The sequence below is a fragment of the Bowdeniella nasicola genome, assembly GCF_900107735.1.
Classification (GTDB): Bacteria; Actinomycetota; Actinomycetes; order Actinomycetales; family Actinomycetaceae; genus Bowdeniella; species Bowdeniella massiliensis.
Genome location: NZ_FNQV01000009.1, coordinates 101,776 through 125,026 on the forward strand (window position 1 = coordinate 101,776; position 23,251 = coordinate 125,026).

The following is a 23,251-nucleotide window of genomic DNA, read 5'->3' on the forward strand; positions in this document are numbered from 1 at the left end:
CGGGGAAGTTCGCCGGAGCATCGGAGTAAGTCCACGCGTCTTGCTAAAAGACACCGGGAACAATCTCGTCTTCCGTGTCGGAGAATTCGGACTCCTGAGCCGACAGGTAGTCCTGCCATGCCTCGTTGTCCCAAATCTCCACCCGGGTCCCCATGCCGATGACGGCAAGATCCCGACCGAGCCCGGCATAGGAGCGCAGGTTCGCGGGAATGGTGATCCGGCCTTGCTTATCGGGCTGTTCGTCCGCCGCCCCGGACAAGAACACGCGCAGGTACTGCCGCGCCTGCTTGCTCGTCAGGGGTGCCGCGCGCAGCTGCTCGTGGATCGCCTCAAACTCCCGCATCGGAAAGACGTACAGGCATCGTTCCTGTCCGCGGGTGATGACGAGGCCGCCAGCGAGCTGCTCACGGTACTTGGCGGGCAGGATGAGTCGACCCTTGTCGTCCAGCTTCGGTTCATACGTCCCGAGGAACATTCGGATCCACCTCCGTCCTGCCACGAACCGCCGATTGCCTCCACAATACTCCACTTTGCTCCACGCGCAAGCGTTATTTGCTTGTTTTGCCTCCTTCTTTCCCGACGACATTCGCGTGATCTCGCGGAAAACCAGCAAGTGGCGGGCAGTGGAGGGATGAGCCACATTCGGGCCGGACGAGGACCCGAAAAGGGGCAAGAAAAAACCGCCCGGAGACCGGGCGGCCAGGAGAAGGGGAGGGAAGTGGAGGTTAGCGGCCGTCCTTGCGCTGCTCCCAGCGCTCGGCCTGCTTATCCATAAACGAGGAACCCGACGTAGGCGCCTTCGGCTTGGGGCGCGCTCCCCCGCGGGCGACCCGCCCACCGCGCGTGGGCGACATCGCCCACAGCACCGAGCCGAGCATGACCACAAACCCGAGGACCCCGAGCCAGATCTGGCTGGCAGCAACGCCGCCAATCAGCCCGAGCAGGCCGACGATAAAGCCCAAAATGCCAAGCGAGATCCGTTTCGCGTCAAACTGGGGACGCGCAGAACCCATCTGCTGAGCGAGCTTCGGATCATCCGCCCGCAGATGCTGCTCCATCTCCTTTAAGACGCGCTGCTCATATTCGCTGAGAGCCATGACGTCCTCCTTGGCCTCGCGGCATTGTTTCGGGCTTTTATCGTACGTCGTTAAGGACCCAATTGCCACTGGGGTTTCACTGCTGATCTAGCAGTCTCGCCGGTCGGATTGCATCGCTGCCGAAGCGGGCCGCAATCTGGTCGGCGACGCTCTCCGCCTTGCGCGTGCGACCGTCGTCATCAAGCGCCAATTGCACCCCGCGCGAGCGGTCCTGCAGCTGGTCCACCTTCGTGCCGATGAGGCGGATACCGGAGTCCGGGATGACGATTTTGTCGAGCAACGCGAGCGCCGCCTGCGCGATCTCACCGCCCACGTCCGTCCCGACGCCGATGGACACCGAGCGCGTGAGCGTGGAAAAGTCCGCCATCCGCACCTTGATCCCGATGCTCGATCCGAGCAGGCCCGCCGCGCGCAGCCGGCGCGCCAGCCCGTGGGACTGGCCGATGATCGTGCGCTCCAGGACGTCGCGATCGCGCACATCGGTGGCGAACGTCTCCTCGGAGCTCACGGACTTTTCCCGCCGCTCCGGATGGATGCCGCGCACCTCCTCGCCCGCCGCATAGCGCCGCAGCGCGGCCGCCTGCGCGCGCCCGAGCCACGCTCCAAGGCGCGCCGGTGGCACCGCCATGAGGTCCGCGACGGTGTGCAGCCCGTAGCGTTCGCACACCTCCGTGCCCTTCGCCCCCACCCCCGGCATCGCTGCGACGGGCAGTCCGTAAAGGAACTCGCGCGTGCGCGCATGAGGAATGAGCATCATCCCATCGGGCTTGGCGAACGTAGAGGCCATCTTCGCCACGTGCGTCACGCTCGCCACCCCCACGCTCGCGGGCACGCCAACATCCTCGCGCACGCGCGCGCGGATCCATTGTGCGATGTGCGTCGGCGATCCCATGCGCCGCAGCGAGCCCGCCACGTCAATGAAGGCCTCATCGACGCTGACCTGCTCGACCGTCGGCGAAACCCGAGAGATCACGTCCATCACGCGCGCTGAGACCTCGGAGTAGACCCCCTTGCGGTTCGGCACGACGACGGCCTGCGGGCACAGCCGCCGGGCCCGGCTAATCGGCATCGCGGCGTGCACCCCGAAGGCTCGCGCCTCATAGGTCGCGCTCGTGACGACGCCCCGGTTGCCCGACCCGCCCACAATGAGGGGCTTTCCCGCCAGTTCGGGGCGGTAAAGCAGCTCGACGGAGGCGAAAAAGCAGTCCATGTCGACGTGCAGCACGGTGCAACCGGTATCGTCATCGCCCCAATGTCGGGCAATCGCCGGCCGGATCCCTCGCGACATCGCTGCCACCTCCCTTCCTCGTTAGGCTATCGGCATGGCCCGCACTCGAGCATCCGGCTCTCCCACCGCTTTTCCCGCTGGCACCCTGACGACCTCCACCGGCTCCCTCACCTTCGACGCCATCACGCCCCGCGCCGCGCTCCTCGTCCTCGACGGGATGGAATCTTCCTACATCGATCTCGACGATCCGACGCACCTGGAATTTGAGTACATGCAGCAGATGGACCTCGCCGCCCGCGTCGCGCTCGGCGACGGACCCATCCGAGCCCTGCACCTTGGTGGCGCCGGCTGCGCGCTCGCCCGAGCCTGGGCGGCCTCCCGCCCCGGCTCGCGCCAACTCGTCGTCGAATGGGATGCGATTCTTGCCGAGCTCGCCCGCGAGTTTTGCGACGTGCCGCGCGCGCCCGAGGTGAAGATCCGCGTCGCCGAAGCCCGCGCTGCGCTGCAGCGGTTTCCGGAAGATCGCTGGGATGTCGTCGTGCGCGACACCTTTACCGGCGGCGCCGTGCCCGCCCATATGCGCACCTATGAGGTGGCGCTTTCCGCCTCCCACACCCTCGCCGAGGGCGGGCTGTTCCTCGCTAACCTCACCGACCGTCCGCCGCTGGCCATGGCCCGCAGTGAGGTCGCGACGATCTCGGCGGTATTCCCGCACGTCGCCATGATCATCGACCCGGCGATCCTGCGCGGCCGCCGCTACGGCAACGCCCTCATCGTCGCCGCGAAGATCCCCTTCGACGTGACCGCGCTCGCCCGGGCCTGCCGCGGCCTGCCGCTGCCTGTCACCGTCGTCGCGGGCGAGAAGCTGCGCGACTTTGCGGGCACGATGCCCGTCCTGCACGACGAGGCCCCGACCGCCCCCTAGCAGTTATCCACAGGCCAGGCGTCGGCCCTTGTCGGGTACGACGACGGCCATTAGCGTCGCTTGCATGACAACCGGCACGATGCTCGAGCAGCTGCGCAGCGCACATGACGCGCTCGCCGCTATTGACGCCTCGATGCTCACCGCCGTGAGCGATGCCGAGAAATTGGAGGCCGCTCGCCTGACCTTTGCGATCGAATCGAATCTCGCGGGTCTGCGCGATGATCTGATCGCTGCGGTCGAGGCCGACGAGACGACGCGCCGCGTCACGGGCCAGCCCACCTCCACATGGATTCGCACGACGACAAACTCCACCCAGGGCACCGCGACCCGCCTCGTCAAGCAGGCCACGGCCACCTCCCGCTATCCCGCGCTGCTCGCCGCGCTGCGTGAAGGCAGCATCACCGACGCGCACCGGCACACCGCGCTCACCCAGCTCGAGATCCTCTCCCGCGAGGCGCACGTCATCGCGGATCCGAGCATCCTCGTCGCCGCCGAGCAGGCCCTCATCAACCTCGCTCGCGATCTCGAACCCCGCACCTTCAAGACGGAAGCCGCGCGCCTGACGGAGTCGATTGCCGCGCGCTCGACGAACGATGCGGAAGAGGCCGCCGCCCGCGCGACGGCGCGCGTGCGAGCCGCGCGCTCCCTGTCAATCTCGACGAGCGCTGACGGCCACACGACGTATATCAACGGAACCTTCGCAACGGTCGACGCACTGAACGCCATCGCGATACTCAACGCTCGCGCCCAAGCCAAGTTCTCCCAGTCGCGTGATACCGCCGGAGCCTCATCGACGGGGCCGGAGGCCGCGAGCCCAGACCTCGCGCGGGATACCTCCCCCGCTACCGTGCGCAAGTACCTCGCCGACGCCTTCCTGGAGGTCATCACCGAAGAGCAACGCGCGGGCGGTTCCCCGATGCTGGGCGGCGACCGCCCCCGCATCGTCATCACCGCTGACTTCCGTTCCCTGCTCGCCGAGTCCTGCCAGCTCCTTGGCATCACCGAGGCCGAACTCGCGCCGCCCGCGGATCTTTTCTCTACCGCTCCCGAGCCCGCCGCAGCGGACCTGGTGAGCGATACCGACCTCGAACGCGACCTCGCCGAGGCTGCCGAAGCGGATCCCATGGCAATATTCGACGCCTGGCCGCCGCTTGTCGACGGCGATATCGCCGACGCCCCGGATTTCGCGCGACCACTGCCCGGCGAATATGAGGATCCACCGCCGCCACCGACACAACCATCCACCCCACCACCGGAGTCCATCGCTCCGCAACCGACGTCCCTCGTCCCGCTGCCGCATTCCATCGTGAGGATGCCGCGCTCCATCGCGCCGCCACGGCAGGACTACCCGCCACCGTCGTCGCCGGAAGAAAACGTGGCGCGAGCCCGCGCCCGCGCGATGGTCGAGGCCCTGCGCACCACCGCCTCACGCTACTGGCATCGTCGCTTCGATAGCGGCCACCATCTCTCGGCGCTGCACCTGCGGCTGCTGGCGTGCGACGCCGAAGTCATGTTCGTCGACCTCGATGAGCACGGCCTGCCGCGCGGCTCCAGCCCCCGCTCCCGCGTCGTCGGCGCCAAGCTCCGCCGCGAGCTGGCCATCCGCGATCGCGGCTGCGTCTATCCCGGCTGCACCGTGCCCGCCGCGGGCTGCGAGTCCCACCACATCGAGGCCTGGGCGCTTGGCGGCCCGACGACGATGTCGAACCTCGTCCTGCTGTGCGCCTTCCACCACCGCGAGGTCCAGCACGACACGGGCGACACCGAGAACTGGCGGATCCGCATGACCGCCGCGGGCCTACCCGAGCTGATCCCGCCGCTGCGCGTCGATCCGGACCAGCGCCCGGTCATCCACGACCGGTTCAAGCCCTACCGAGGGCCGGCCGCCGACGACGCTACCCCCGTCGGCACCAGCATTGCTGACGACGAGAGCGTCGCCTAGTTCCTCGATCCCGAGCGCTCAGCTCGCTCGCAGGCCGACGCCTTTCGTCGGCCCTCAGTGCCCTTGCGGGCCCTCGACCCCGCGCCGGCGCCGCCGCGGCAACCGCCCGCCGCGCGTCACATGCCGCACGATCTGCGGCACCGACATCGGATACACACCCTCGGTGGCGAGTCGACGCCGCATGAGCGCACGCGAGATGACGATTCCAGCGACGCCGATGAGCGCGATCGGCACCATCACCGCGAGCGCCAGCCGGAAGTCATCGCTCGTGTAGTTCTTATCGGGCGCGAGGTAGTCGAGGACGAGGCCGATGCCCCAGACGGCGGCGATCGAGGAGATGAAGCCGCCCATGTTCACGAGCCCACTTGCCGTCCCGTAATGGTGCGGCGGCAGCGAGGTGCGCGCGATGTCGAAGCCGATGGAGGAGCCTGCCCCGCCGAAGGCGAGCACGATGACGAGCAGGGCCCACAGCCACAGCGGTCGCTGCCCGCTCGGCACAAGGACGGCCGCCCAGGTGGCCGCGAGCACGCCGATGATGAATAGGACAAGCAGGGCGCGCTGCCACGGGTGTCGCACGAGCATCGCGGCGACGGCGGGCCCCGCGATTACGCCGGCGAGCGAGTTCAAGGAGATGAGCGCCGCAGCGGTGGCGGCGGAGTAGCCCTGCCCGACGGTCAGCAGCGGCATGCCCCACAGGATGAGGAAGACGTTAGGCGAAAACAGCAGCGTGAAGTGGGTGAAGAACCCGAGCCAGGCACCGGGGTGCGCCGTCACCGAGGACATGATCGTCGCGACGCGATCGCGCGGCGGCGCGGCGGCAGCCCCGCCACCGGGGACGTCGCGGATCGCGAGGAAGGCCAGCAGCGCGACGAGCACGCCCGCCGCGGCGAGCGAGATGAAACCGGCGCTCCAGCCGAAGCCGCGGACCGTCGCGAGGAATGGCACCGCGGAGATGATGGGGCCGGCCTGCCCAAGAATCGCCGTCAGCTGCGTCATGAGCGGGATGCGGCACGCGGGAAACCACGCGGGAATGAGGCGGATGACGGAGACGAAGGCGGTCGCATCTCCGGCGCCGACGAGCACTCGCGCGGCGACGGCCCACCCGTAGCTGGGCGCGAGGGCAACGGCGAGTTGACCGGCGGCGAGCAGCAGCGCGCCGCCGCCGAGCATGAGGCGCGGCCCGAATCGGTCCAGGGCTAGGCCGACGGGGACCTGGGCGAGCGCGTAGACGCCGAGGTGCACGACGACGAGGGTCGCGAGCGCCCCGGCAGAAATCGAGAACCGGTCGCTTGCGATGACGCCGACGACGCCGAAGCTCGTCCGCCCGGCGATCGCGATGATGTAGACGACGACGGCGGCCAGCCAGACGCGCATCGCCACCGAGGGGCGCGCAGGAATGGTGAAGGGCACGCCCCTATCGTGGCATGACGTGGGCTAGCGGGGCTCCTCGCCCTCAGCATCCGGCCGCGGGCCGGCGTCGGTATCCGGCCGCGGGCTGCTCTCAGCATCCGGCCGCAGGCTAGCGTCGGTATCCTCGCTCACGTCTGCCGCGTCCTCGCTCGCGTCTGCCGCCTGATCGCCGTTGCTCGGCAGTTCGCCAAAGTGCTCGCGCCCGCGCTCGCCCTCGCGGGCGGACTGCTCGCGGATGAAGTCCGCGAGGAAGGCCTCGGCGGCGGCGCCGATCTCGTCGGCGCTGGGAATGTCGGCGAGGCTAGTCTGGCCCTGCTCGGCGCCCGCCTCGGAGCGCTCGTCGTATTGCGATTCCATCCACCCGAGCATCTGCTCCATGCGCGCATCGCCCTCGAGCTCATTGCTGATCGCGGCCGAAACCTGCAAGGACGCCACCTCCAGGTCCCCCAGCGGCAGCGCAAGGCCCGAGACGTCCGAAATCTTGCGGATGAGCTCGGCGGCGGCTTGCGGATAGGGATTTTGCGCGATGTAGAACGGGATGCCCGCCCCGAAGCCGATCGCGTCGATCCCGGCCTGGCCCAGCTTGTATTCGATCGTTGAGGCCATCGACGCCGGCCACTGAGCGACGCCGTCGACGATCTCCTCATCGGCGCCAAGCCCCTCGCGGTTGGCGTGCTGGATGACGTGCACGGGCCGCGTGTGCGGCACCGTCATCGGGATGGAGCGCACACCGATCGCGAGCTCGGCGTCGAACTCCTTGACAATTTCGACGACGTGGCGCGAGAACTTCTCCCAGCCGAGGTCCGGTTCCGGGCCGTGCAGGAGTGCGACCGTGCGGCCCTCGTCATCGCGCAGCACGTCGATCGCGATCTCGACGGGCTGATAGTCGACGAAGCGGTTGCGGTCGAGCGTCACGAGCGGGCGCTGGGAGGAATAGTCGATGAACTGATCGGGATCGAAGGTGAAGACGCGCTCGCCGTGCAGGCTGGTGAGCAGGTTTTGCGCCAGCAGATAGTTCGCTTGGCCGGGCTCGCCGCGGCTGCCGAGGGCGTGAATGAAAACATCGGCCTGCGGCGTGGCACGGTGGCGCGTCACGGCGCCGTCATCGAGCGGAAACTCGGTGCGGCCATGCCGCTGGCGGCGCGTTTGGCCCGCACTCTGCTCGTGTTCGCTCATGTTCCACCTCCGAAATAGGTCCTTCTATCTACCCTAACGCGGCCCGAGCGCCGGACATTCCCGCGCTCGCCAAGGTGCGGCGCCCACGCGCCGCCCACCTGCCGCCGCCCGCCTACCTCTTGGCATTCGGCGCGCGGTGGCGGATAATGGAAGGCCGCCATTTTTGCCATGAAAGGCTAGCCTCCGTGCAGACCAACTCTCGCCGCGCCATGAGGGAAATCGAAGTCGAGCAGCGGGCCGTGTCGCGAATTTACGCGCGACTCGATGCCCTGCGCGCCCACTACCGTCACCAGCTCGCCAAGGTGCGGCGCCAGGAGGCCACGGGCAGCGCGCAGGCCCGCGCCGAGCGCGACGCCTTCGCCACGCACTACGAGGACACCCTCGCCCGGCTCGACAACGTCGAAAACCGCCTCGTCTTTGGGCGCCTCGACCTCGCCGACGATACCCGGCTGTACGTCGGGCGGATGGGGATCAGCGACGAGGATCGCAAACCGCTGCTGATCGACTGGCGCGCTCCAAATGCCCGCCCGTTTTACCAGGCGACGGCCGCCCACCCGGGCGAGGTCGTCCGCCGCCGCCACATCACGACCCGCGAGCGCACCGTCGTCGATCTGGAAGACGATCTGCTCAACGTCGCCGCCGCCGGCCCGGAACTTGCCGAAACCCTCACCGGCGAGGGCGCGCTGCTCGCGAGCCTCAGCCAGGCGCGCGATGGCCGGATGACGGATATCGTCGCGACGATCCAGGCCGAGCAGGATGCGATCATTCGCGATCAGCCCGACGGCATCCTCGTCGTGCAGGGCGGGCCGGGCACGGGTAAGACGGCCGTCGCGCTGCACCGCGCCGCCTATCTGCTGTACGCGCACCGCGAGCGGATGGAAAAGCGCGGCGTCCTGCTCGTCGGGCCCTCCTCGATCTTTTTGGACTATATCGACCAGGTGCTGCCCTCCCTCGGGGAGACGAACGTCGTCGCGACGACGATGGGCTCGCTGCTGCCGGGGGTGCGCGCCACCGAGCACGATGAGCTCGACGTCGCCGACGTCAAGGGCTCGCTGTTCATGTCGCGCCTGGCCGAGCGGGCCGTGCGCGGGCTGCAGCGCGTGCCCGAGGAGGACCGCGTGCTCACGATCGAGGGCACGCGCCTGACGCTGACCCGCGCGCAGATCGCCGAGGCGATGGAGCGCGCCCGCCGCACCGGCGCCCCCCACAATGTCGCCCGCGTGAGCTTCGTGCTGCCGCTGCTCAAGCAGCTCACGAGCGCCTACGCAAAGGCTCGCGGGATGGATGAGAAGGAGGATTACGCCTTCCTGTACGAGGACGTGCGCCAGGCGCGTGATGTGCGCGTCGCCCTGAATCTCGCGTGGATGCCGACGACGCCGCAGGGCCTGCTAGAAAAGCTCTACGCCAACCGCGACGTGCTCGCCGAATACGGCGAGGAGTTCGACGAGCGTGAGCGCGAACTGCTCTACCGCGGCGCGGGCAGCGAGTGGACGATCGAGGACATCCCGATGCTCGACGAGCTCGCCGAGCTGCTCGGCGAACACGAGGGCGCGGCCGCGCGCCAGGAGCGGATCGCGGCCGAACGCCAGGCTCGCGCCGACGTCGAGTTCGCGGCCGAAGCGATCGAGGGCCAAAACCTCGGCGGCGGCATCGTCTCGGCCGAACAACTCGCCGCGCGCTTTGCCGACCGCGGCCCGCGCCGCACCCTGGCCGAACGCGCCCGCGCCGATCGCACGTGGGCCTACGGCCACATCGTCGTCGACGAAGCCCAGGAGCTCTCCCCCATGGCGTGGCGTTCGCTGCTGCGGCGCTGCCCCCAGCGCTCGATCACGGCCGTCGGCGATCTCGCCCAGCGCTCCACCGCGGCGCCGGCCTCCTCGTGGCGCGCGATCATGGGCAAGGCCGGTCGCGAGCAGGTGCGCCAGGCCGCGCTCACCGTCTCCTACCGCACCCCGGCAACGATCCTCGACACGGCGATGCGCGTCCTGCAGGCCTACGCCCCGGGCGATTACATCCCCGTGACGGCCGCGCGCGATGCGGAGAATTCGCTCGCGGATACTCCCGGGCCGTGGCGCGGGATCCTCGCCGAGGTCGTCGCCGCGGAGCTGCGCCACATGGGGCCGGGCCGCCTCGCCGTCATCACCCCGCACGGCCTGCGCGAGGAGGCCTTCGAGCTGCTCGCCCCGCAGCTCGGCGGCGCGATGACCAACCCGTCGGGCTCGCTGCTGCGCTCCCCGCTCGTCGTCATGGACCCCACCGAGGTCAAGGGCCTGGAGTTCGACGTCGTCGTGCTCGTGGAGCCCTCGCTCATCGCCGACGATGCCGCGGGCGATATCTACGTCGCGATGACGCGCCCGACGCGGCGGCTGCACGCCGTGCACACCGGCCTGCCCGCGGGCTGGTACGCCTAGCGCCCGCGCCGCTTCCCACTGGGCGGAACTTTGCCGCGCGGCTGCGCCCGCTGCGGCATGCTGGAGGCCATGAAGGCCCTCATGCTCGAAAACCCGCACACCGACGCCGACCCGTTCCTCGCCTCGGCCGGGCTCGCCGTCGCGCGCCATCCTGGCGCGCTGCAGGGTGAGGAGCTCATCGAGGCGCTGCAGGGCGTGACCGTCCTTGGTATCCGCTCCAAGACGACGATCACGGCCGAGGTGCTCGATCGCTGCCCCAAGCTGCGCTGCATCGGCGCCTTTTGCATCGGGACGAACCAGATCGACCTGAAGTCGGCCACCTCCAAGGGCGTCGCGGTGTTCAATGCGCCGTTTTCGAACACGCGCTCCGTCGTCGAGCTCGCCATCGCCGAAATCATCGCGCTGCTGCGGCGCCTGACCCAGCGCGACCGCGCCCTGCATGAGGGCCGGTGGGAAAAATCGGCCGCCGGCGCCCACGAGGTGCGCGGCAAGGTGCTCGGCATCGTCGGCTACGGCAATATCGGCGCGCAGCTGTCCGTCGTCGCCGAAGCCCTCGGCATGTCCGTCGTGTTTTACGACAAGGCCGAAAAGCTCGCGCTCGGTAACGCGCGCCGGATGCGCAGCCTGGAAGAATTGCTGCGTACCGCCGATATCGTCACCCTGCACGTCGACGGCGTCAGCTCCAACGCCTCGCTCTTTGGCGCCAAGCAGTTCGCGGCCATGAAGCCCGGCTCGATCTTTTTGAACCTCTCGCGCGGCTTCGTCGTCGATACCTCGGCGCTGCGCGATTACATCATCGAGGGGCATATCGCCGGCGCCGGGATCGACGTGTTTCCCGACGAGCCTGACGCGAACGGCGATCCGTTTACCTCCGAGCTGCGGGGCCTGCCCAACGTCATCCTCACCCCGCACATTGGCGGCTCGACGCTGGAGGCGCAGGTCTCGATCGCGCAGTTCGTCGGCACCCGCATCTCGCGTTACGTGATGGATGGCACGACGAGCATGTCGGTCAACCTGCCGCGGCTCGCGCTCGACCCCAGCCAGGACACGAAGTTCCGCCTCACCTACGTCCACCGCAATACGCCGGGCGTGCTCGCCCTCATCAACCAGTCGCTCGCCGAGCACGGGGTGAACATCACCGGCCAGATCCTCGGCACGGCCGCGGAGATTGGCTACGTCATTACCGATATCGCCTCCGATATCGACGACGCCTTTATCGCCGGGATTACGCAGCTGCCGGACACGATCCGGCTGCGCATCATCGACCGCAAGGGCGTGACGCTGGCCGCGCATTCCGGGCAGGGCTACCTCTAGCCCGGCCGCGCATCGCCCGCGCATCGCCCGTGCGGTTACGTGGGCGTAGGTTACGCGCCCGTAGGTAGAATGGGGGCATGGTTTCCGACGTCACTGCGCGCTCCCGCGCCCACTATCCCGCCGCCGTTCCTGCCGAGATCGAGGTCCCCGAGCTCGTCCTGCCGGACCTGCTGGATGCCGCGGCGCGCGATTTTCCGGATCGGCTCGCCATCGACTTTATGGGCCGCAAGACGAGCTACGCGAAGCTCGCGGATCGGGTGGACCGCGCCGCCGGGCTCTTCCATAACCTCGGCGTGCGGCGCGGGGACGTCATCGCGCTCGTCATGCCCAACTGCTCGCAGCACGCCATCGCGATCTTCGCGGCGCTGCGCCTGGGCGCAATCGTCGCCGAACACAATCCGCTCGCCCCGGCCGACGAGATCCAATCCCAGCTCGCGCGCCACGGCGCGAAGGTCGTCATCGCGTGGGAGAAATCGCTCGACGCCGTCTGCCCCGACGGCGATCTGGGCGGGCGCGTCGTCCTCGCGATGGACCTCACGCGCGACCTGCCGCATGTCAGCCGCCGCCTGCTCTCGCTGCCGCTAAAGCGCACCCAGGAGCTCAAGGACACCATGCGCGCCCCGATCCCCGCGGGCGTCGGCAGCTTCGTCCACTTCCTCAAGCGCGCCAAACCGATCAGCGACGACGTCGAGCGCCCCAAGCCGGGCGATACCGCCTTCTATTTGCACACCGGTGGCACGACAGGCTCGCCGAAGACGGTGCCGCTAACGCACCGCAACCTCGTCGCGATGGTCGAGGAGGGGCGCGTGTGGCTGCCGCAGTTCGCGCGCGGCACCGAAACCTTCGGCGCGGTGCTGCCCTATTTCCACGCCTTCGGGCTCACGCTCTCCCTGCTGTTTGCCGCGCACATGGCCGCGAGCCAGGTCGTCTTCCCGCGCTTTGACGTGGAGATGGTGCTCTCGGCGCAGCGTCGTCGCCCCATGACGTTCCTACCGGGCGTGCCGCCGATTTTCGACCGGGTCGAAAAAGAGGCCCGGGCCAAGGGCCGCAGCCTGTCCTCCATCCGGATCGCGCTGGCGGGCGCGATGAGCCTGGACGGGGAGGTCGCGCGCCGCTGGGAGGAGACGACGGGCGGCCTCATCATTGAGGGCTACGGCATGACGGAGGCCTCCCCCGTGCTCGTCGGCAATCCGACCTCGCCGCAGCGCCGGCCCGGCACGCTCGGGATCGCTTTTCCCAATACCGATATCCGCATCGTCGATCAGGAGGATCCGAGCGTCGACGTGGCGCCGGGCGAGAAGGGCGAACTCATCGCGAAGGGCCCGCAGATCTTTGCGGGCTATCTCGACGCGCCGGAGGAGAACGCCGAATTGTTTACCGCCGACGGGTGGCTACGCACCGGGGACGTCGTCGTGGAGGACGACGGCTTCATCAAGCTCGCGGATCGTCGCAAGGAACTCATCATTTCCGGCGGCTTTAACATCTACCCCTCGCAGGTGGAGGACGCCGTGCGCAATATGCCGGGCGTCGTCGACGTGGCCGTCGTCGGTGTGCCCTCGGGGGCGGTGGGCGAGAAGGTCGTCGCCGCGCTCGTGCTGGAGGCCGGTGCCCGCGTCGATCTGGAATCGGTGCGTGCCTGGTGCGATAAGAAGCTCAGCCACTATGCGATCCCGCGGCAGGTCGAGGTGCTTCAGGAGCTGCCGAAGTCCCAGCTGGGTAAGACGCTGCGCCGCAAGGTGCGCGAGCAGATTATGAGCGCGAGCGAATCGATGAAGGACGCCTCGGACCGGCTGCGCGGCCGCGACGACTCGTAACCGTCGCGCGGTGGCTTAGCAGAGACGTGCCCGCTGAGCGAAGACGTGCCCGCTACGAAGACGTGCCCGCTGAGCGAATGCGCGGCTGCTTAGGCGTCGTCGCGTTCGGCGCGTAGCTCTGCGATGGCGGCTTCGAAGTCCTCGAGCGAGTTGAAGCCGGAGTAGACGGAGGCGAAGCGCAGATAGGCGACTTCGTCCAGTGCCCGCAGCGGAGTGAGGATGGCACGGCCGACCTCGCCCGCGGGAACGACGGCATTGCCGAGGGCGCGCACGTCGTCTTCGACTTTTTCTGCCAGCAGGGCGAGCTGGTCATTGGTGACGGGGCGGCCCTGGCAAGCCTTGCGCACGCCCGACATGACCTTGTCACGAGAGAAGGGTTCGGTCACGCCCGAGCGTTTGATGACGGAAAGGCTTGTCGTTTCCATCGTGGTGAAACGCCGCTTGCACGACAGGCATTCGCGGCGGCGCCGAATGGAGGAGCCATCGTCGGCCGTGCGGGAGTCCACGACTTTGGAATCCTCGTGGCGGCAAAACGGGCAGATCATCGCGGGCATCCTCCGGGCAGTGCGCACAATAGTGTGTGCTGACACGCTAGAGCCAAGCGCGAGTTAAGGCAACTTCGGAAGCGTGAGGGCCTGACCGGCCTCGATCGTCGCGGAGTCAAGGCCGTTCAGCGCGATGATGGCCGCGACGTAATCGCGCGTGGCGGCGGCGTTTTCGGTGTGGGCCGCGGCGATCGACCACAGGGACTGGCCGGCGGTGACGGTCACGGTCACGCCCGAGGAGGTGACGGGCGGGTTGAGCGCGGAGGCGATACCGCCCGCGACGCCGATCGTTAGTGCGGCGGCGAGCGTCCAGCCGAGGGCCGCCTTCAGGAGTTTGGCGGACAGGCCGGTGGTGCGGGCCGAGGTGGCGGCGCGAGCGGCGGCGGACGTTGCGGCTGCAGCCGATGCCGGCGCTGCGGCAGGTGCAGTAGGAGCGTCGGCGGGCGCCGCTTGCGGCACGGTGAGGGGCAGTGGGCGCGCGGGGGCCGCGGCGGGCAGCGGGCGGAAGGGCAGCGTCGCCGGACGGGCGGCCTCCACATCCTTGCCGCCCACGAGGCGCAGGCCACGCGTCGGAGCTAATTCGGGAAGCGCTGCGAGGGGAAGAGCAGTCATGTCAGCATTCCTTTCACGAACAGGTGTTCGTCGAACATCTGTTCTCATTGTAGAACGAGTGTGCGGCCAATGTCGAGACACGCTCGAACGAATGTTTGAGTTTCGCTCACCGCGCCTCTACGCTGAAAGCAGTTAACCGCGAAGGTAGGACACGCAGGTGACCTCGCCGGGAAAGGAATCGAACATGGCCGCAACGATGACAACCGCGCCGGCGGATCTGACCGAGCGCCAGTGGCAGATTCTGGCGACGATCGCCTCCTCGGTGAGCGAGCGGGGCTACTCCCCCACGATGCGCGAGATCGCCTCGGCGGTGGGCCTAGCATCGCCCTCGTCGGTCAAGCATCAGCTCGAGGCGCTGGAGACCAAGGGCTATATCCGGCGGGATCCGAAATCCCCGCGCGCGATCGTCATCGACGACAAGGCGCATGCGGCGCTCGGCACCCCGGGCGTGGGCGGCGGCCCCGGGGCCGATAATGAGCCCGGTGGCGCGGACGAGATCGCGGCCGCGCGGCAGGCGGGGCGAGGAGGCGGGCGGGCCGCGGCGCAGCATCGTGCCCAGCAGGCGGCGATCGACTTTATGGGCGAGGCGGCAATCGATACGACGCCGGTGCCGCTCGTCGGGCGGATCGCCGCGGGCGGTCCGATCCTCGCTGAGCAAATGATCGAAGACGTCTTCACGCTGCCGACCCAGCTCGTCGGTTCGGGCGAACTTTTTATGCTGCAGGTCCAGGGCGATTCGATGATCGACGCCGCGATCTGCGACGGCGACTGGGTCGTCGTACGGCAGCAGGATGACGCCGATAACGGCCAGATCGTGGCGGCGATGATCGACGGCGAGGCGACGGTCAAGACGCTGCGACGCAAGGACGGCCACCAGTGGCTGATGCCCGCCAACTCCGCCTACACCCCGATTTGGGGCGACGACGCGCGGATCCTCGGCAAGGTCGTCTCGGTACTGCGGGCGCTCTAGCCGGCCAGCGCGCGCTCTAGCTGAACTACGCGCGCCCTAGCCGGCCTGCTCGCGCAGGCGCGCGAGGGCGTTTTTCACCAGGCGGGTTTCGCTCGTCGGCCACATCTGTGGCATCGAGGCCGCGAGGAAGCCCCCGTAGCGAGCGATCTTCAGCCTCGGATCGAGCACCGCGACGACGCCGCGATCACTGTGTGTGCGGATGAGGCGGCCCGAGCCCTGGGCGAGCATGAGCGCGGCATGCGTCGCCGAGACCGTCATGAACGCATTTTGGCGGCGCGAGGTCGCCAACTCGTTACGCGCTTCGATCATGGGATCGTCGGGCCGCGGGAACGGGATCCGATCGATGACGACGAGGCGGCAGGTGGTGCCCGGCGCGTCGACGCCCTGCCACAGGCTGAGGGTGCCAAGCAGGCTCGCGGATTCGTCGGCGAGGAAATCATCGACGAGCTGAGACAGCTGCCCCTCACCCTGGACGTAGACGGGCGTATCGATACTCACGCGCAGCCGCTCAGCGGCGCGTTCGGCGCCGCGGCGCGAGGAAAACAGGCCGAGGGTGCCCCCGCCGGAGGCCTCAACGAGTTCGGCCATGACATCCAGGGCCTCTTCGCTGATGCCGTCCCGGTCCGGGCGCGGCACGTGCGTCGCGATGTAGATGATGCCCTGCTTCGGGTAGTTGAACGGCGAGCCGACGTCCAAATCGGTGACGGTATGGTTCGCGAGCAGATGCGCCCCGACCTCGGCCTTCGCGGCGGCAAAGGAGCCGCCGAGGCTCAGCGTCGCCGACGTGAGCACTGCGCCGCGTTCGGCCAGCAGCTCGTTCGCGATGAGCGGCGCGACGTCCAGGGGCGAGATGTTCAGCCGCGGCGCTTCGCTGCCGTCGCGGCCGCGATCGATCCAGGCGACGTCTGCGCCCGCGGCAATCGAATCGGACAGCACCCGCACCGCCATCTCCGACAGTTCAAGCAGCGCGGCCTTGGCTTGGGCGCGAGCGCCGGTTGCCTCGGGATCGGCGGTGCGGCGCGCGCCGGTGGTAACCGAATCGGTCCGGCCGGCCTCGGAGGCCTCGGAGGCTGCGGAGCCGAGCAGCAGGAAGGCGTCGTGCAGCGCGGGGCTAAGGGCGCGCAGCCGGCCGGCGGGCGCCTCCTCGATTGCCTCTTCTACCGCCGCGACGGCGTCGTCGAGGTGCGTCGTGGGGAATTCGCGGGCGGCGGTGCGGTGTAGCCGCGCGAGCATCGCGCCCGAGATCTGCAGCGTGCCCGCCTGGGTGACACGCGAGACGAGATCGTGAGCTTCGTCGACGATGAGCGCGTCGAACTCCGGCAGGACGGGTACCTCGGAGGCGGCCTGAATGCCGAGCAGCGTGTGGTTAGTGACGACGAGATCGGCCTCGGCGGCGCGGGCGCGGGCGCGCACGGCGAAGCAGTCCTCGAACAGTTCGCAGCGCGAGCCGAGGCACTCCTGGCGGGAGACCGAGACCTGCCGCCAGGCGCGATCGTGCACGCCGGGCGTGACGTCGTCACGGTCGCCGGTATCGCTCTCCTTGGCGAATTCGCGCAGCCGCAGGATCTGATCGCCGAGGGTGCCGGCCGCGGCTGCGGTGTCATCCTCGGTAAACAGCGTCTCGCCCTCGTCGGGATAGCCGCCGTTCAGCTTGTGCAAACACACGTAGTGGTGCCAGCCCTTTTGTACGGCGACGGTGATGGCGCTGCCCGTGGTGGCGCGCACCGCCTCGGCGGCGAGCGGCGCGTCCTTGATGAGGATTTGGCGCTGCAGCGCGAGGGTGGCGGTGGCGACGACGACGCGGCTGGCCTCGCCGGTCGCGAGCGCCGTCATCGCGGGCACGAGGTAACCGAGCGACTTACCGGTGCCGGTGCCCGCCTGGATGAGCGCGAGGTGGCCCTCGCTGAGCGTCTCGATCACGCGCTTCGCCATGGCCGACTGGCCGGGGCGAGGTTCGCCGCCGAGGTCCGCGACGGCGGCCGACAGCGCGCGCGCCGTGAGCTCGGCGGGGTCCTGCCCCGTCATGACTGATCGGCGGCGGCGAGTTCGCTGGCGAGCTCCGGGTGGGCGCGGCCCACAATGTGCGTGCCCGCCTCGGTGTGCTCGAGCGAGTCAATATCCCCCTCGGCGTGCATGTGCGAGACGAGATCCCCACGCGTGTAGGGAATCGTCACGTCGACGTCGACATCCGGATACGGCAGCGCCTCCGCGATGCGGGCGATGAGTTCGTCGATGCCGGCGCCGGTGCGCGCCGAGGTGAGCACGATGCCCGGGAACGTCGAGCGCAGCGTGAGCTTCGTCGTCTCATCGATGAGGTCCGATTTGTTCCCGACGATGATCGTTGGCAGGTCACGCGCGCCCTCGATGTCGTGCAGCACGTCGTTGACGGCCGCGACCTGGGCGAGCGGGTCCGGGTGGGCGGCGTCGAAGACATGGACAATGAGATCGGCCTGGCCGACCTCCTCCAGCGTGGAGCGGAAGGCCTCCACGAGCTGGTGCGGCAGGTTGCGCACGAAGCCGACGGTGTCGGCGATCGTGTAGGTGCGCCCGTCGGGGGTCTCGGCGCGGCGGACCGTCGGATCCAGGGTGGCGAACAGCTGGTTTTGTACGAGCACGCCCGCGCCCGTCAGGCGGTTGAGCAGCGCGGACTTGCCGGCGTTCGTATAGCCCGCGATCGCGACGGAGGGCACGTGGCCGCGGCGGCGCGAGGCGCGCTTCGTCTCGCGGGCCGGCGCCATATTCGCGATATCGCGCCGCAGCTTGGCCATGCGGGTGCGGATGCGGCGACGATCGAGCTCGATCTTGGTTTCGCCCGGGCCGCGCGAGCCGATGCCTTCACCGGAGGCGGCGCGACCACCGGCCTGGCGTGACATCGATTCACCCCAGCCGCGCAGGCGTGGCAGGAGGTATTCCAGCTGGGCGAGTTCGACTTGCGCCTTGCCCTCTTTGGACTTCGCGTGCTGGGCGAAAATGTCGAGGATGAGCGCGGTGCGGTCCACGACCTTCACGCCGACGACATCTTCGAGCCCGCGGCGCTGGGAGGGGGCAAGCTCGGTATCGACGATGACGGTATCGGCGCCGAGATCGGCGACGAGGCGCGCGAGCTCCTTGGCTTTGCCCGACCCGAGGAACGTTGCCGGGTCCGGATTGGCGCGGCGCTGCAGCAGGCCGTCGAGCACGGTGGAGCCGGCCGTCTCGGCGAGCGCGGCGAGCTCCTGCAGGGAGACCTCCGCGTCGGCGGCGGACCCGTCGAAAATGCCGACGAGGACGACGCGCTCCAGGCGCAACTGGCGGTATTCGACCTCGGTGACGTCATCGAGTTCGGTGGACAGGCCCGCGACGCGTCGCAGCGCGGAGCGTTCGGCCTGCTCCAAGGTGTCACCGGTGGCTTCCGCCTCATCGGTGTCCTCGGTTTGCAGCGCCGCCGCGGCGCGGGCGAGAACGCGGGCGACCACGTCCTCGGTGCGATCGTTTTCGCGGGTCATATCGTCCTTTCGGTAGCTAGGGGTTGTGTGCCGATTGCGCGGGGCGAATCGGCTCCCCCAAGCTTGTCACGAAAGCGGCCAGCGGTCGCCTTGTTTTTGCGATTGGCGTAGGACGGGCAGGTTTTCCCTACGCGCGCGGGTGGGCGCGCGAGGGACCGGCGAGGTTTCCTTACGCGCGCGCGTGCGTGCGCGCGTGGGACCGGCGAGGTTTCCTTACGCGCTCGTGGGTGCGGGCGCAGGCGCGCGCGAGGGATCGGCGACTTTCGCACAGGGGCAGGATGCGGATGGGGAGGCGAGCGCAGGCGAGCGGGCGGGCGAGCAGCGTCGCTACGATAGGTGCGTGGCTCACTACTTTTCCTCCTCCCCCGATTCGGACGCCAAGCGCACGCCCATCCGCGTAGAGCTCGCCGATAGGGACGTCGATGTCGTCACCGCGGCCGGCGTCTTCTCCCCCGGGCATGTCGACCTCGGCACGCGTCAGCTGCTGCGCGCCGCAACCGAGCTGCCCGAACGCGGGCTTTTCGTCGACGTCGGTTGCGGCTGGGGGCCGATCGCGCTCGACATGGCGCTGCGGCGGCCGCAGGCGCGGGTCGTCGCCGTCGATGTCAACGAGCGGGCGCTTGAGCTCACGCGCGAAAACGCGCAGCACCTGGGGGCAACGAACCTCGAGGCGATGACGCCGGAGGAGGCTGCATCGCTCGGGGATATTGACGTGATCCGCTCCAATCCGCCGATCCGCATCGGCAAGCAGGCGTTGCACGAGCTGCTGGCGGCCTGGCTGCCGCGCCTTAGCGTAGATGGCGTCGCGGAGCTCGTCGTCTCCAAAAACCTCGGCGCGGATTCGCTCGCGGCATGGATCGGCGCGGAGCTTGGCCTCGCGTGCGAGAAACTCGCGAGCCGCAAGGGCTTTCGGATCCTGCGCCTGACGCGCGGCGCTAGCTCAGCAGGGTAACGTCGGCGACGAGCTCGGCCGGCCCCGTGAGGTAGACGTCCTCGCCGTCGATCTCGACGATGAGGGTGCCGCCGGGCATGCGCACCTGCCAGATCGCAGGCGCGCCCGCACCGGCCCAGTGGCGCACGGCGAAGGCGGCGGCGCACGCGCCCGTGCCGCACGAGCGCGTCTCGCCCACCCCGCGTTCGATCACGCGCATGTCGATGACGCCGTGCCCGTCGGAGGTTTCACCGCCCGGCACGACGAGCTCGACGTTGGTGCCGGCGCGCGGGGCCGGATCGATTTGCACGTCGGCCTCGGCCAGCCAGGGCAGGGCGGCAAGATTGGCGGCATCGGGTAGGGCGACGACGACGTGCGGGTTTGGCAACGCAACCGATAGGCCGGGGCGCTGGCCCGCGATGCCGGCGATGGTGACGGCGACGTCGAACCCGTCGCGCTCGGCGATCTCGCGGGCGGGCAGGATGGCGCGGCCCATGGCGACGCGAAAACCCCCGGCAACCGCGTTGACGGTGACGATGCCGCCGCGAGTTTCGATGCGGGCGGGCGCCGAAAATTCGTGCAGGCCGCGCTCACGCAGGTATGCCGCCATCGCGCGGATGCCGTTGCCGCACATCTCCGCGTAGCTGCCGTCGGCGTTGCGGTAGTCCATAAAAAAGTCGCCCTCGCGCGCGGGTGCGATGCGGATGAGGCCGTCGGCGCCGATGCCGAGGCGGCGGTCGCACAGGCGCCGAACCTCGGCGTCGGCGAGCGGCTCGCTAACGCCGGCGAGGTCGGCGTAGAGGAGGAAGTCGTTCGCGGTGGCGTGCGCTTTGGTTAGCTGCATGCTTCAAGCATAGGGGCGAGATCGAAGCCCTCGCTCGCACCGGCAGCGCCGTTCATCTCGAGCCAGGTGATGCGGGGATCGGCGCGGAACCAGGTGGATTGCTTTTTCGCCAGCTGGCGGGTGGCGAGCGTGATCGCCTCGCGGGCCTGTTCGGCGCTGAGCTCGCCGCGCAGGTAGGCCGCCGTCTGCGCATAGCCCGTCGCCTTGGCAGCGGTGCGTCCCCACCCGGCGGCCATGAGCTGCTCGGTTTCCTCCGCGAGACCCGCACGCCACATCGCCGCGGTGCGCGAAGCGATGCGCGCGGCAAGGACATCCGCCTCAAGCGCGCACCCGAACTGGTAGGTGGGCGCGACGTAGCGCCGGCGCGGCATCGTCGCGGAAAATGGCCGGCCCGTGAGCTCGAAGACCTCCAGCGCCCGCACGACGCGGCGCACATTGGCGGGGTGCAGCCGCTCGGCCGAGACCGGATCGACCGCCGCCAGCCGCGCATGCAAGGCCGCGGGCCCGTCGCGCTCGGCTTCGGCCTCCAGGCGCGCTCGGATCGCCGCGTCGGTGCCGGGAAAGTCGATCTCATCGAGCAGCGCGCGCACGTACAGCCCGGAGCCCCCGACGACGATCGGCAGGTGGCCGCGGGAGCGGATCGCGGCGATATCGGAGCGGGCGTGGCGTTGGTAGGCGGCGACGGAGGCCTCCTCGCGCACGTCGAGCACATCGAGCTGGTGGTGGCGCACCTCCGCGCGCACCTCGGCCTCGACCTTGGCCGTGCCGATGTCCATCCCGCGGTAGAGCTGCATGGCGTCGGCGTTGATGATCTCGGCGTCGCGGTAGCGCGGCGCTGCCCCGGCGCGGATCGCACGCACGAGCGCGAGGCTCGCCGCAGTCTTGCCCGTCGCCGTCGCGCCGACGATCGCGATGATGGTCATGATTGCGTGCCCCCCTAGGGCCGGCGCAGGCTCGGCATCCCCAGTCCGACGGCGGTGGTGGGGTGCTCGCTCGCCTCGCGGGCCTCGCGCGCTGCGGCCTGCGCGGCCTGCCAGGTATCGCCCGCCCGGGTACGTTCGATCTCGAAGAGCCCGCCGGCAAGCGCAGAATCGGCGACGAGGTAGTGCGGGGCGCCGTGGGTGACGCGGGCCCGCACGATATCGCCCGGGCGCGGCGCGGGCCCGGCCTGCTCCGGCGGCAGCGCGACGTGCACGAGCCGGTTATCGCGGGCGCGCCCCGAGATCCGCTCGCTCGCCTCGTCCTTGCGGCCGGAGCCATCGGCGACGAGGACCTCAACGACGCTGCCCTGCAGCGCCTCGTTTTCCTCCGTCGAGATCCGATCCTGCAGCGCGATGAGCCGCTGGTAGCGCTCGGTCACGACGTCGGCGGGTACCTGATCGGTGCGGTCGGCCGCGGGCGTGCCGGGGCGCGGCGAGTACTGGAAGGTGTAGGCCGAGGCAAAGCGGGAGGCTTCGACGACGGCGAGCGTCTGCGCGAAATCCTCCTCGGTCTCGCCCGGGAAGCCCACGATGATGTCCGTCGTGATGGCCGCATCGGGCATCTTGTCGCGCACGCGCTCAAGAATCCCGAGGAACTTTTTCGACCGGTAGCTGCGCCGCATCTGGCGCAGCACGGCATCGGAGCCGGACTGCAGCGGCATGTGCAGGCTCGGCATGACGTTCGGCGTCTCGGCCATCGCGTCAATCACGTCGTCGGAAAATGCCGCCGGATGCGGCGAGGTGAAGCGCACTCGCTTCAGGCCCTCGATCTGGCCGCAGGCCCGCAGCAGCTTGGCGAAGGCGCCGCGGTCGCCAAAGCCCACCCCGTAGGAGTTGACGTTTTGGCCAAGCAGCGTGACCTCGATCGCGCCGGCGTCGACGACGGCTTGAATCTCGGCGAGGATGTCGCCCGGGCGGCGGTCACGCTCCTTGCCGCGCAGGGAGGGCACGATGCAAAACGTGCACGTGTTATTGCAGCCAACGGAGATGGAGACCCAGGCGGCGTACGGGTTCTCGCGCTTGGTGGGCAGCGTCGAGGGGAAGACCTTGAGCGACTCCTCGATCTCGACGGCGGCCTCGTTATTGTGGCGGGCGCGCTCCAGCAGCACCGGCAGCACGTCGATATTGTGCGTGCCGAACACGACGTCGACCCACGGCGCGCGGTGCACGATCTCCTCGCGCATCTGCTGGGCGAGGCAGCCGCCGACGGCGATCTGCATGCCGGGGCGCTCCCGCTTGACGGCGGCGAGCTGGCCGAGGTTGCCAAACAGGCGGGTGGCCGCGTTTTCCCGCACGGAACAGGTATTGACGACGACGATGTCGGCGCCGCCATCGCCCGCGTCGGTCGCGCGCGCCGCGGCATCGGGCACGAGGTCGACCGGCGTGTAGCCGGCGTCGATCAAGAGCCCGGCCATGCGCTCGGAGTCATGCACGTTCATCTGGCACCCGAGGGTGCGCACGGAAAAAGTCGTGGGAGTCATCGCCCCGATTCTAACGGCGTTATGGCCCGTTGCCGCACCCGCTGCGGTGATCGCTGGCACAATGGAGGGCTAACGATCCAAGGAGG

General features: G+C 69.2%; 19 protein-coding genes. 7 read left to right on the forward strand and 12 right to left on the reverse strand.

Annotation, left to right across the window (positions count from 1 at the left end; translation table 11 throughout):
- Positions 1 to 43: 43 nt before the first annotated feature.
- The 3 genes from mraZ to dinB all read right to left on the reverse strand — a co-directional run bounded on the left by mraZ (position 44) and on the right by dinB (position 2,385).
- Positions 44 to 475, reverse strand: a complete 432-nt coding sequence (gene mraZ, locus BLU67_RS08020; protein ID WP_092564755.1) for a division/cell wall cluster transcriptional repressor MraZ — start codon at positions 473 to 475, stop codon at positions 44 to 46.
- A 250-nt stretch (positions 476 to 725) separates the two neighbouring features.
- The gene (locus tag BLU67_RS08025; protein ID WP_092564757.1) at positions 726 to 1,097 is read right to left on the reverse strand and encodes a DUF3040 domain-containing protein; all 372 of its coding nucleotides are present in this window, start codon (positions 1,095 to 1,097) and stop codon (positions 726 to 728) included.
- A gap of 76 nt (positions 1,098 to 1,173) precedes the next feature.
- Positions 1,174 to 2,385, reverse strand: a complete 1,212-nt coding sequence (gene dinB / locus BLU67_RS08030) for a DNA polymerase IV (RefSeq protein ID WP_092564808.1) — start codon at positions 2,383 to 2,385, stop codon at positions 1,174 to 1,176.
- Positions 2,386 to 2,419: 34 nt separating this feature from the next.
- Between dinB and BLU67_RS08035 the strand changes: the two genes are divergently transcribed.
- Entirely contained in the window at positions 2,420 to 3,250 is an 831-nt protein-coding gene (locus tag BLU67_RS08035) for a spermidine synthase (RefSeq protein WP_176780746.1), read from the forward strand.
- A gap of 64 nt (positions 3,251 to 3,314) precedes the next feature.
- Positions 3,315 to 5,192, forward strand: coding sequence for an HNH endonuclease signature motif containing protein (locus BLU67_RS08040; protein ID WP_092564759.1), 1,878 nt, complete (start codon positions 3,315 to 3,317; stop codon positions 5,190 to 5,192).
- A 54-nt stretch (positions 5,193 to 5,246) separates the two neighbouring features.
- On the opposite strand, the gene BLU67_RS08045 is transcribed toward BLU67_RS08040, so the two are convergent.
- Both BLU67_RS08045 and BLU67_RS08050 read right to left on the reverse strand, forming a co-directional pair.
- Positions 5,247 to 6,602 (reverse strand): MFS transporter, encoded by a 1,356-nt coding sequence (locus BLU67_RS08045; RefSeq protein ID WP_222842430.1) that lies wholly within the window; start codon positions 6,600 to 6,602, stop codon positions 5,247 to 5,249.
- 24 nt (positions 6,603 to 6,626) lie between these two features.
- Positions 6,627 to 7,778, reverse strand: a complete 1,152-nt coding sequence (locus BLU67_RS08050) for a PAC2 family protein (RefSeq protein WP_092564761.1) — start codon at positions 7,776 to 7,778, stop codon at positions 6,627 to 6,629.
- A 185-nt stretch (positions 7,779 to 7,963) separates the two neighbouring features.
- Here BLU67_RS08050 and BLU67_RS08055 point away from each other — a divergent pair, with 185 nt between their 5' ends.
- The 3 genes from BLU67_RS08055 to BLU67_RS08065 all read left to right on the forward strand — a co-directional run bounded on the left by BLU67_RS08055 (position 7,964) and on the right by BLU67_RS08065 (position 13,317).
- Positions 7,964 to 10,189: a HelD family protein gene (locus tag BLU67_RS08055; protein ID WP_222842431.1), complete on the forward strand. Its 2,226-nt coding sequence runs from the start codon at positions 7,964 to 7,966 to the stop codon at positions 10,187 to 10,189.
- A gap of 69 nt (positions 10,190 to 10,258) precedes the next feature.
- On the forward strand, positions 10,259 to 11,503 hold the full coding sequence (gene serA / locus BLU67_RS08060) for a phosphoglycerate dehydrogenase (RefSeq protein ID WP_222842432.1): 1,245 nt from the start codon (positions 10,259 to 10,261) through the stop codon (positions 11,501 to 11,503).
- A 77-nt stretch (positions 11,504 to 11,580) separates the two neighbouring features.
- Positions 11,581 to 13,317 (forward strand): AMP-binding protein, encoded by a 1,737-nt coding sequence (locus BLU67_RS08065; protein ID WP_092564765.1) that lies wholly within the window; start codon positions 11,581 to 11,583, stop codon positions 13,315 to 13,317.
- Between the two features lie 89 nt (positions 13,318 to 13,406).
- Here the strand turns inward: BLU67_RS08065 and nrdR are convergent, their stop codons facing one another.
- Both nrdR and BLU67_RS08075 read right to left on the reverse strand, forming a co-directional pair.
- Positions 13,407 to 13,862, reverse strand: coding sequence for a transcriptional regulator NrdR (gene nrdR / locus BLU67_RS08070; RefSeq protein WP_092564768.1), 456 nt, complete (start codon positions 13,860 to 13,862; stop codon positions 13,407 to 13,409).
- A gap of 63 nt (positions 13,863 to 13,925) precedes the next feature.
- Positions 13,926 to 14,474 (reverse strand): LysM peptidoglycan-binding domain-containing protein, encoded by a 549-nt coding sequence (locus BLU67_RS08075; RefSeq protein ID WP_092564770.1) that lies wholly within the window; start codon positions 14,472 to 14,474, stop codon positions 13,926 to 13,928.
- A 157-nt stretch (positions 14,475 to 14,631) separates the two neighbouring features.
- Between BLU67_RS08075 and lexA the strand changes: the two genes are divergently transcribed.
- Complete coding sequence (lexA, locus tag BLU67_RS08080; protein WP_261977073.1) at positions 14,632 to 15,444, forward strand: transcriptional repressor LexA; 813 nt, start codon at positions 14,632 to 14,634, stop codon at positions 15,442 to 15,444.
- A gap of 36 nt (positions 15,445 to 15,480) precedes the next feature.
- On the opposite strand, the gene BLU67_RS08085 is transcribed toward lexA, so the two are convergent.
- Positions 15,481 to 17,469, reverse strand: a complete 1,989-nt coding sequence (locus BLU67_RS08085) for an ATP-dependent DNA helicase (protein ID WP_261977074.1) — start codon at positions 17,467 to 17,469, stop codon at positions 15,481 to 15,483.
- Positions 17,466 to 18,929 carry a GTPase HflX gene (gene hflX, locus BLU67_RS08090; RefSeq protein WP_092564772.1) on the reverse strand — a complete coding sequence of 488 codons (1,464 nt, stop codon included), beginning with the start codon at positions 18,927 to 18,929 and terminating at the stop codon, positions 17,466 to 17,468. Before hflX ends, BLU67_RS08085 begins: the two co-directional genes overlap by 4 nt.
- A gap of 340 nt (positions 18,930 to 19,269) precedes the next feature.
- Between hflX and BLU67_RS08095 the strand changes: the two genes are divergently transcribed.
- On the forward strand, positions 19,270 to 19,881 hold the full coding sequence (locus BLU67_RS08095; RefSeq protein WP_092564774.1) for a class I SAM-dependent methyltransferase: 612 nt from the start codon (positions 19,270 to 19,272) through the stop codon (positions 19,879 to 19,881).
- Here BLU67_RS08095 and dapF read toward each other — a convergent pair.
- Genes dapF through miaB form a run of 3 tightly spaced genes read right to left on the reverse strand, consistent with a single transcriptional unit; the run spans position 19,865 to position 23,165 of the window.
- Entirely contained in the window at positions 19,865 to 20,704 is an 840-nt protein-coding gene (gene dapF / locus BLU67_RS08100) for a diaminopimelate epimerase (RefSeq protein ID WP_092564776.1), read from the reverse strand. The genes BLU67_RS08095 and dapF overlap by 17 nt on opposite strands.
- Complete coding sequence (gene miaA / locus BLU67_RS08105; RefSeq protein WP_092564778.1) at positions 20,695 to 21,627, reverse strand: tRNA (adenosine(37)-N6)-dimethylallyltransferase MiaA; 933 nt, start codon at positions 21,625 to 21,627, stop codon at positions 20,695 to 20,697. Before miaA ends, dapF begins: the two co-directional genes overlap by 10 nt.
- Before the next feature lie 14 nt (positions 21,628 to 21,641).
- Positions 21,642 to 23,165 carry a tRNA (N6-isopentenyl adenosine(37)-C2)-methylthiotransferase MiaB gene (gene miaB, locus BLU67_RS08110; RefSeq protein ID WP_092564780.1) on the reverse strand — a complete coding sequence of 508 codons (1,524 nt, stop codon included), beginning with the start codon at positions 23,163 to 23,165 and terminating at the stop codon, positions 21,642 to 21,644.
- Between the last annotated feature and the right edge of the window lie 86 nt (positions 23,166 to 23,251).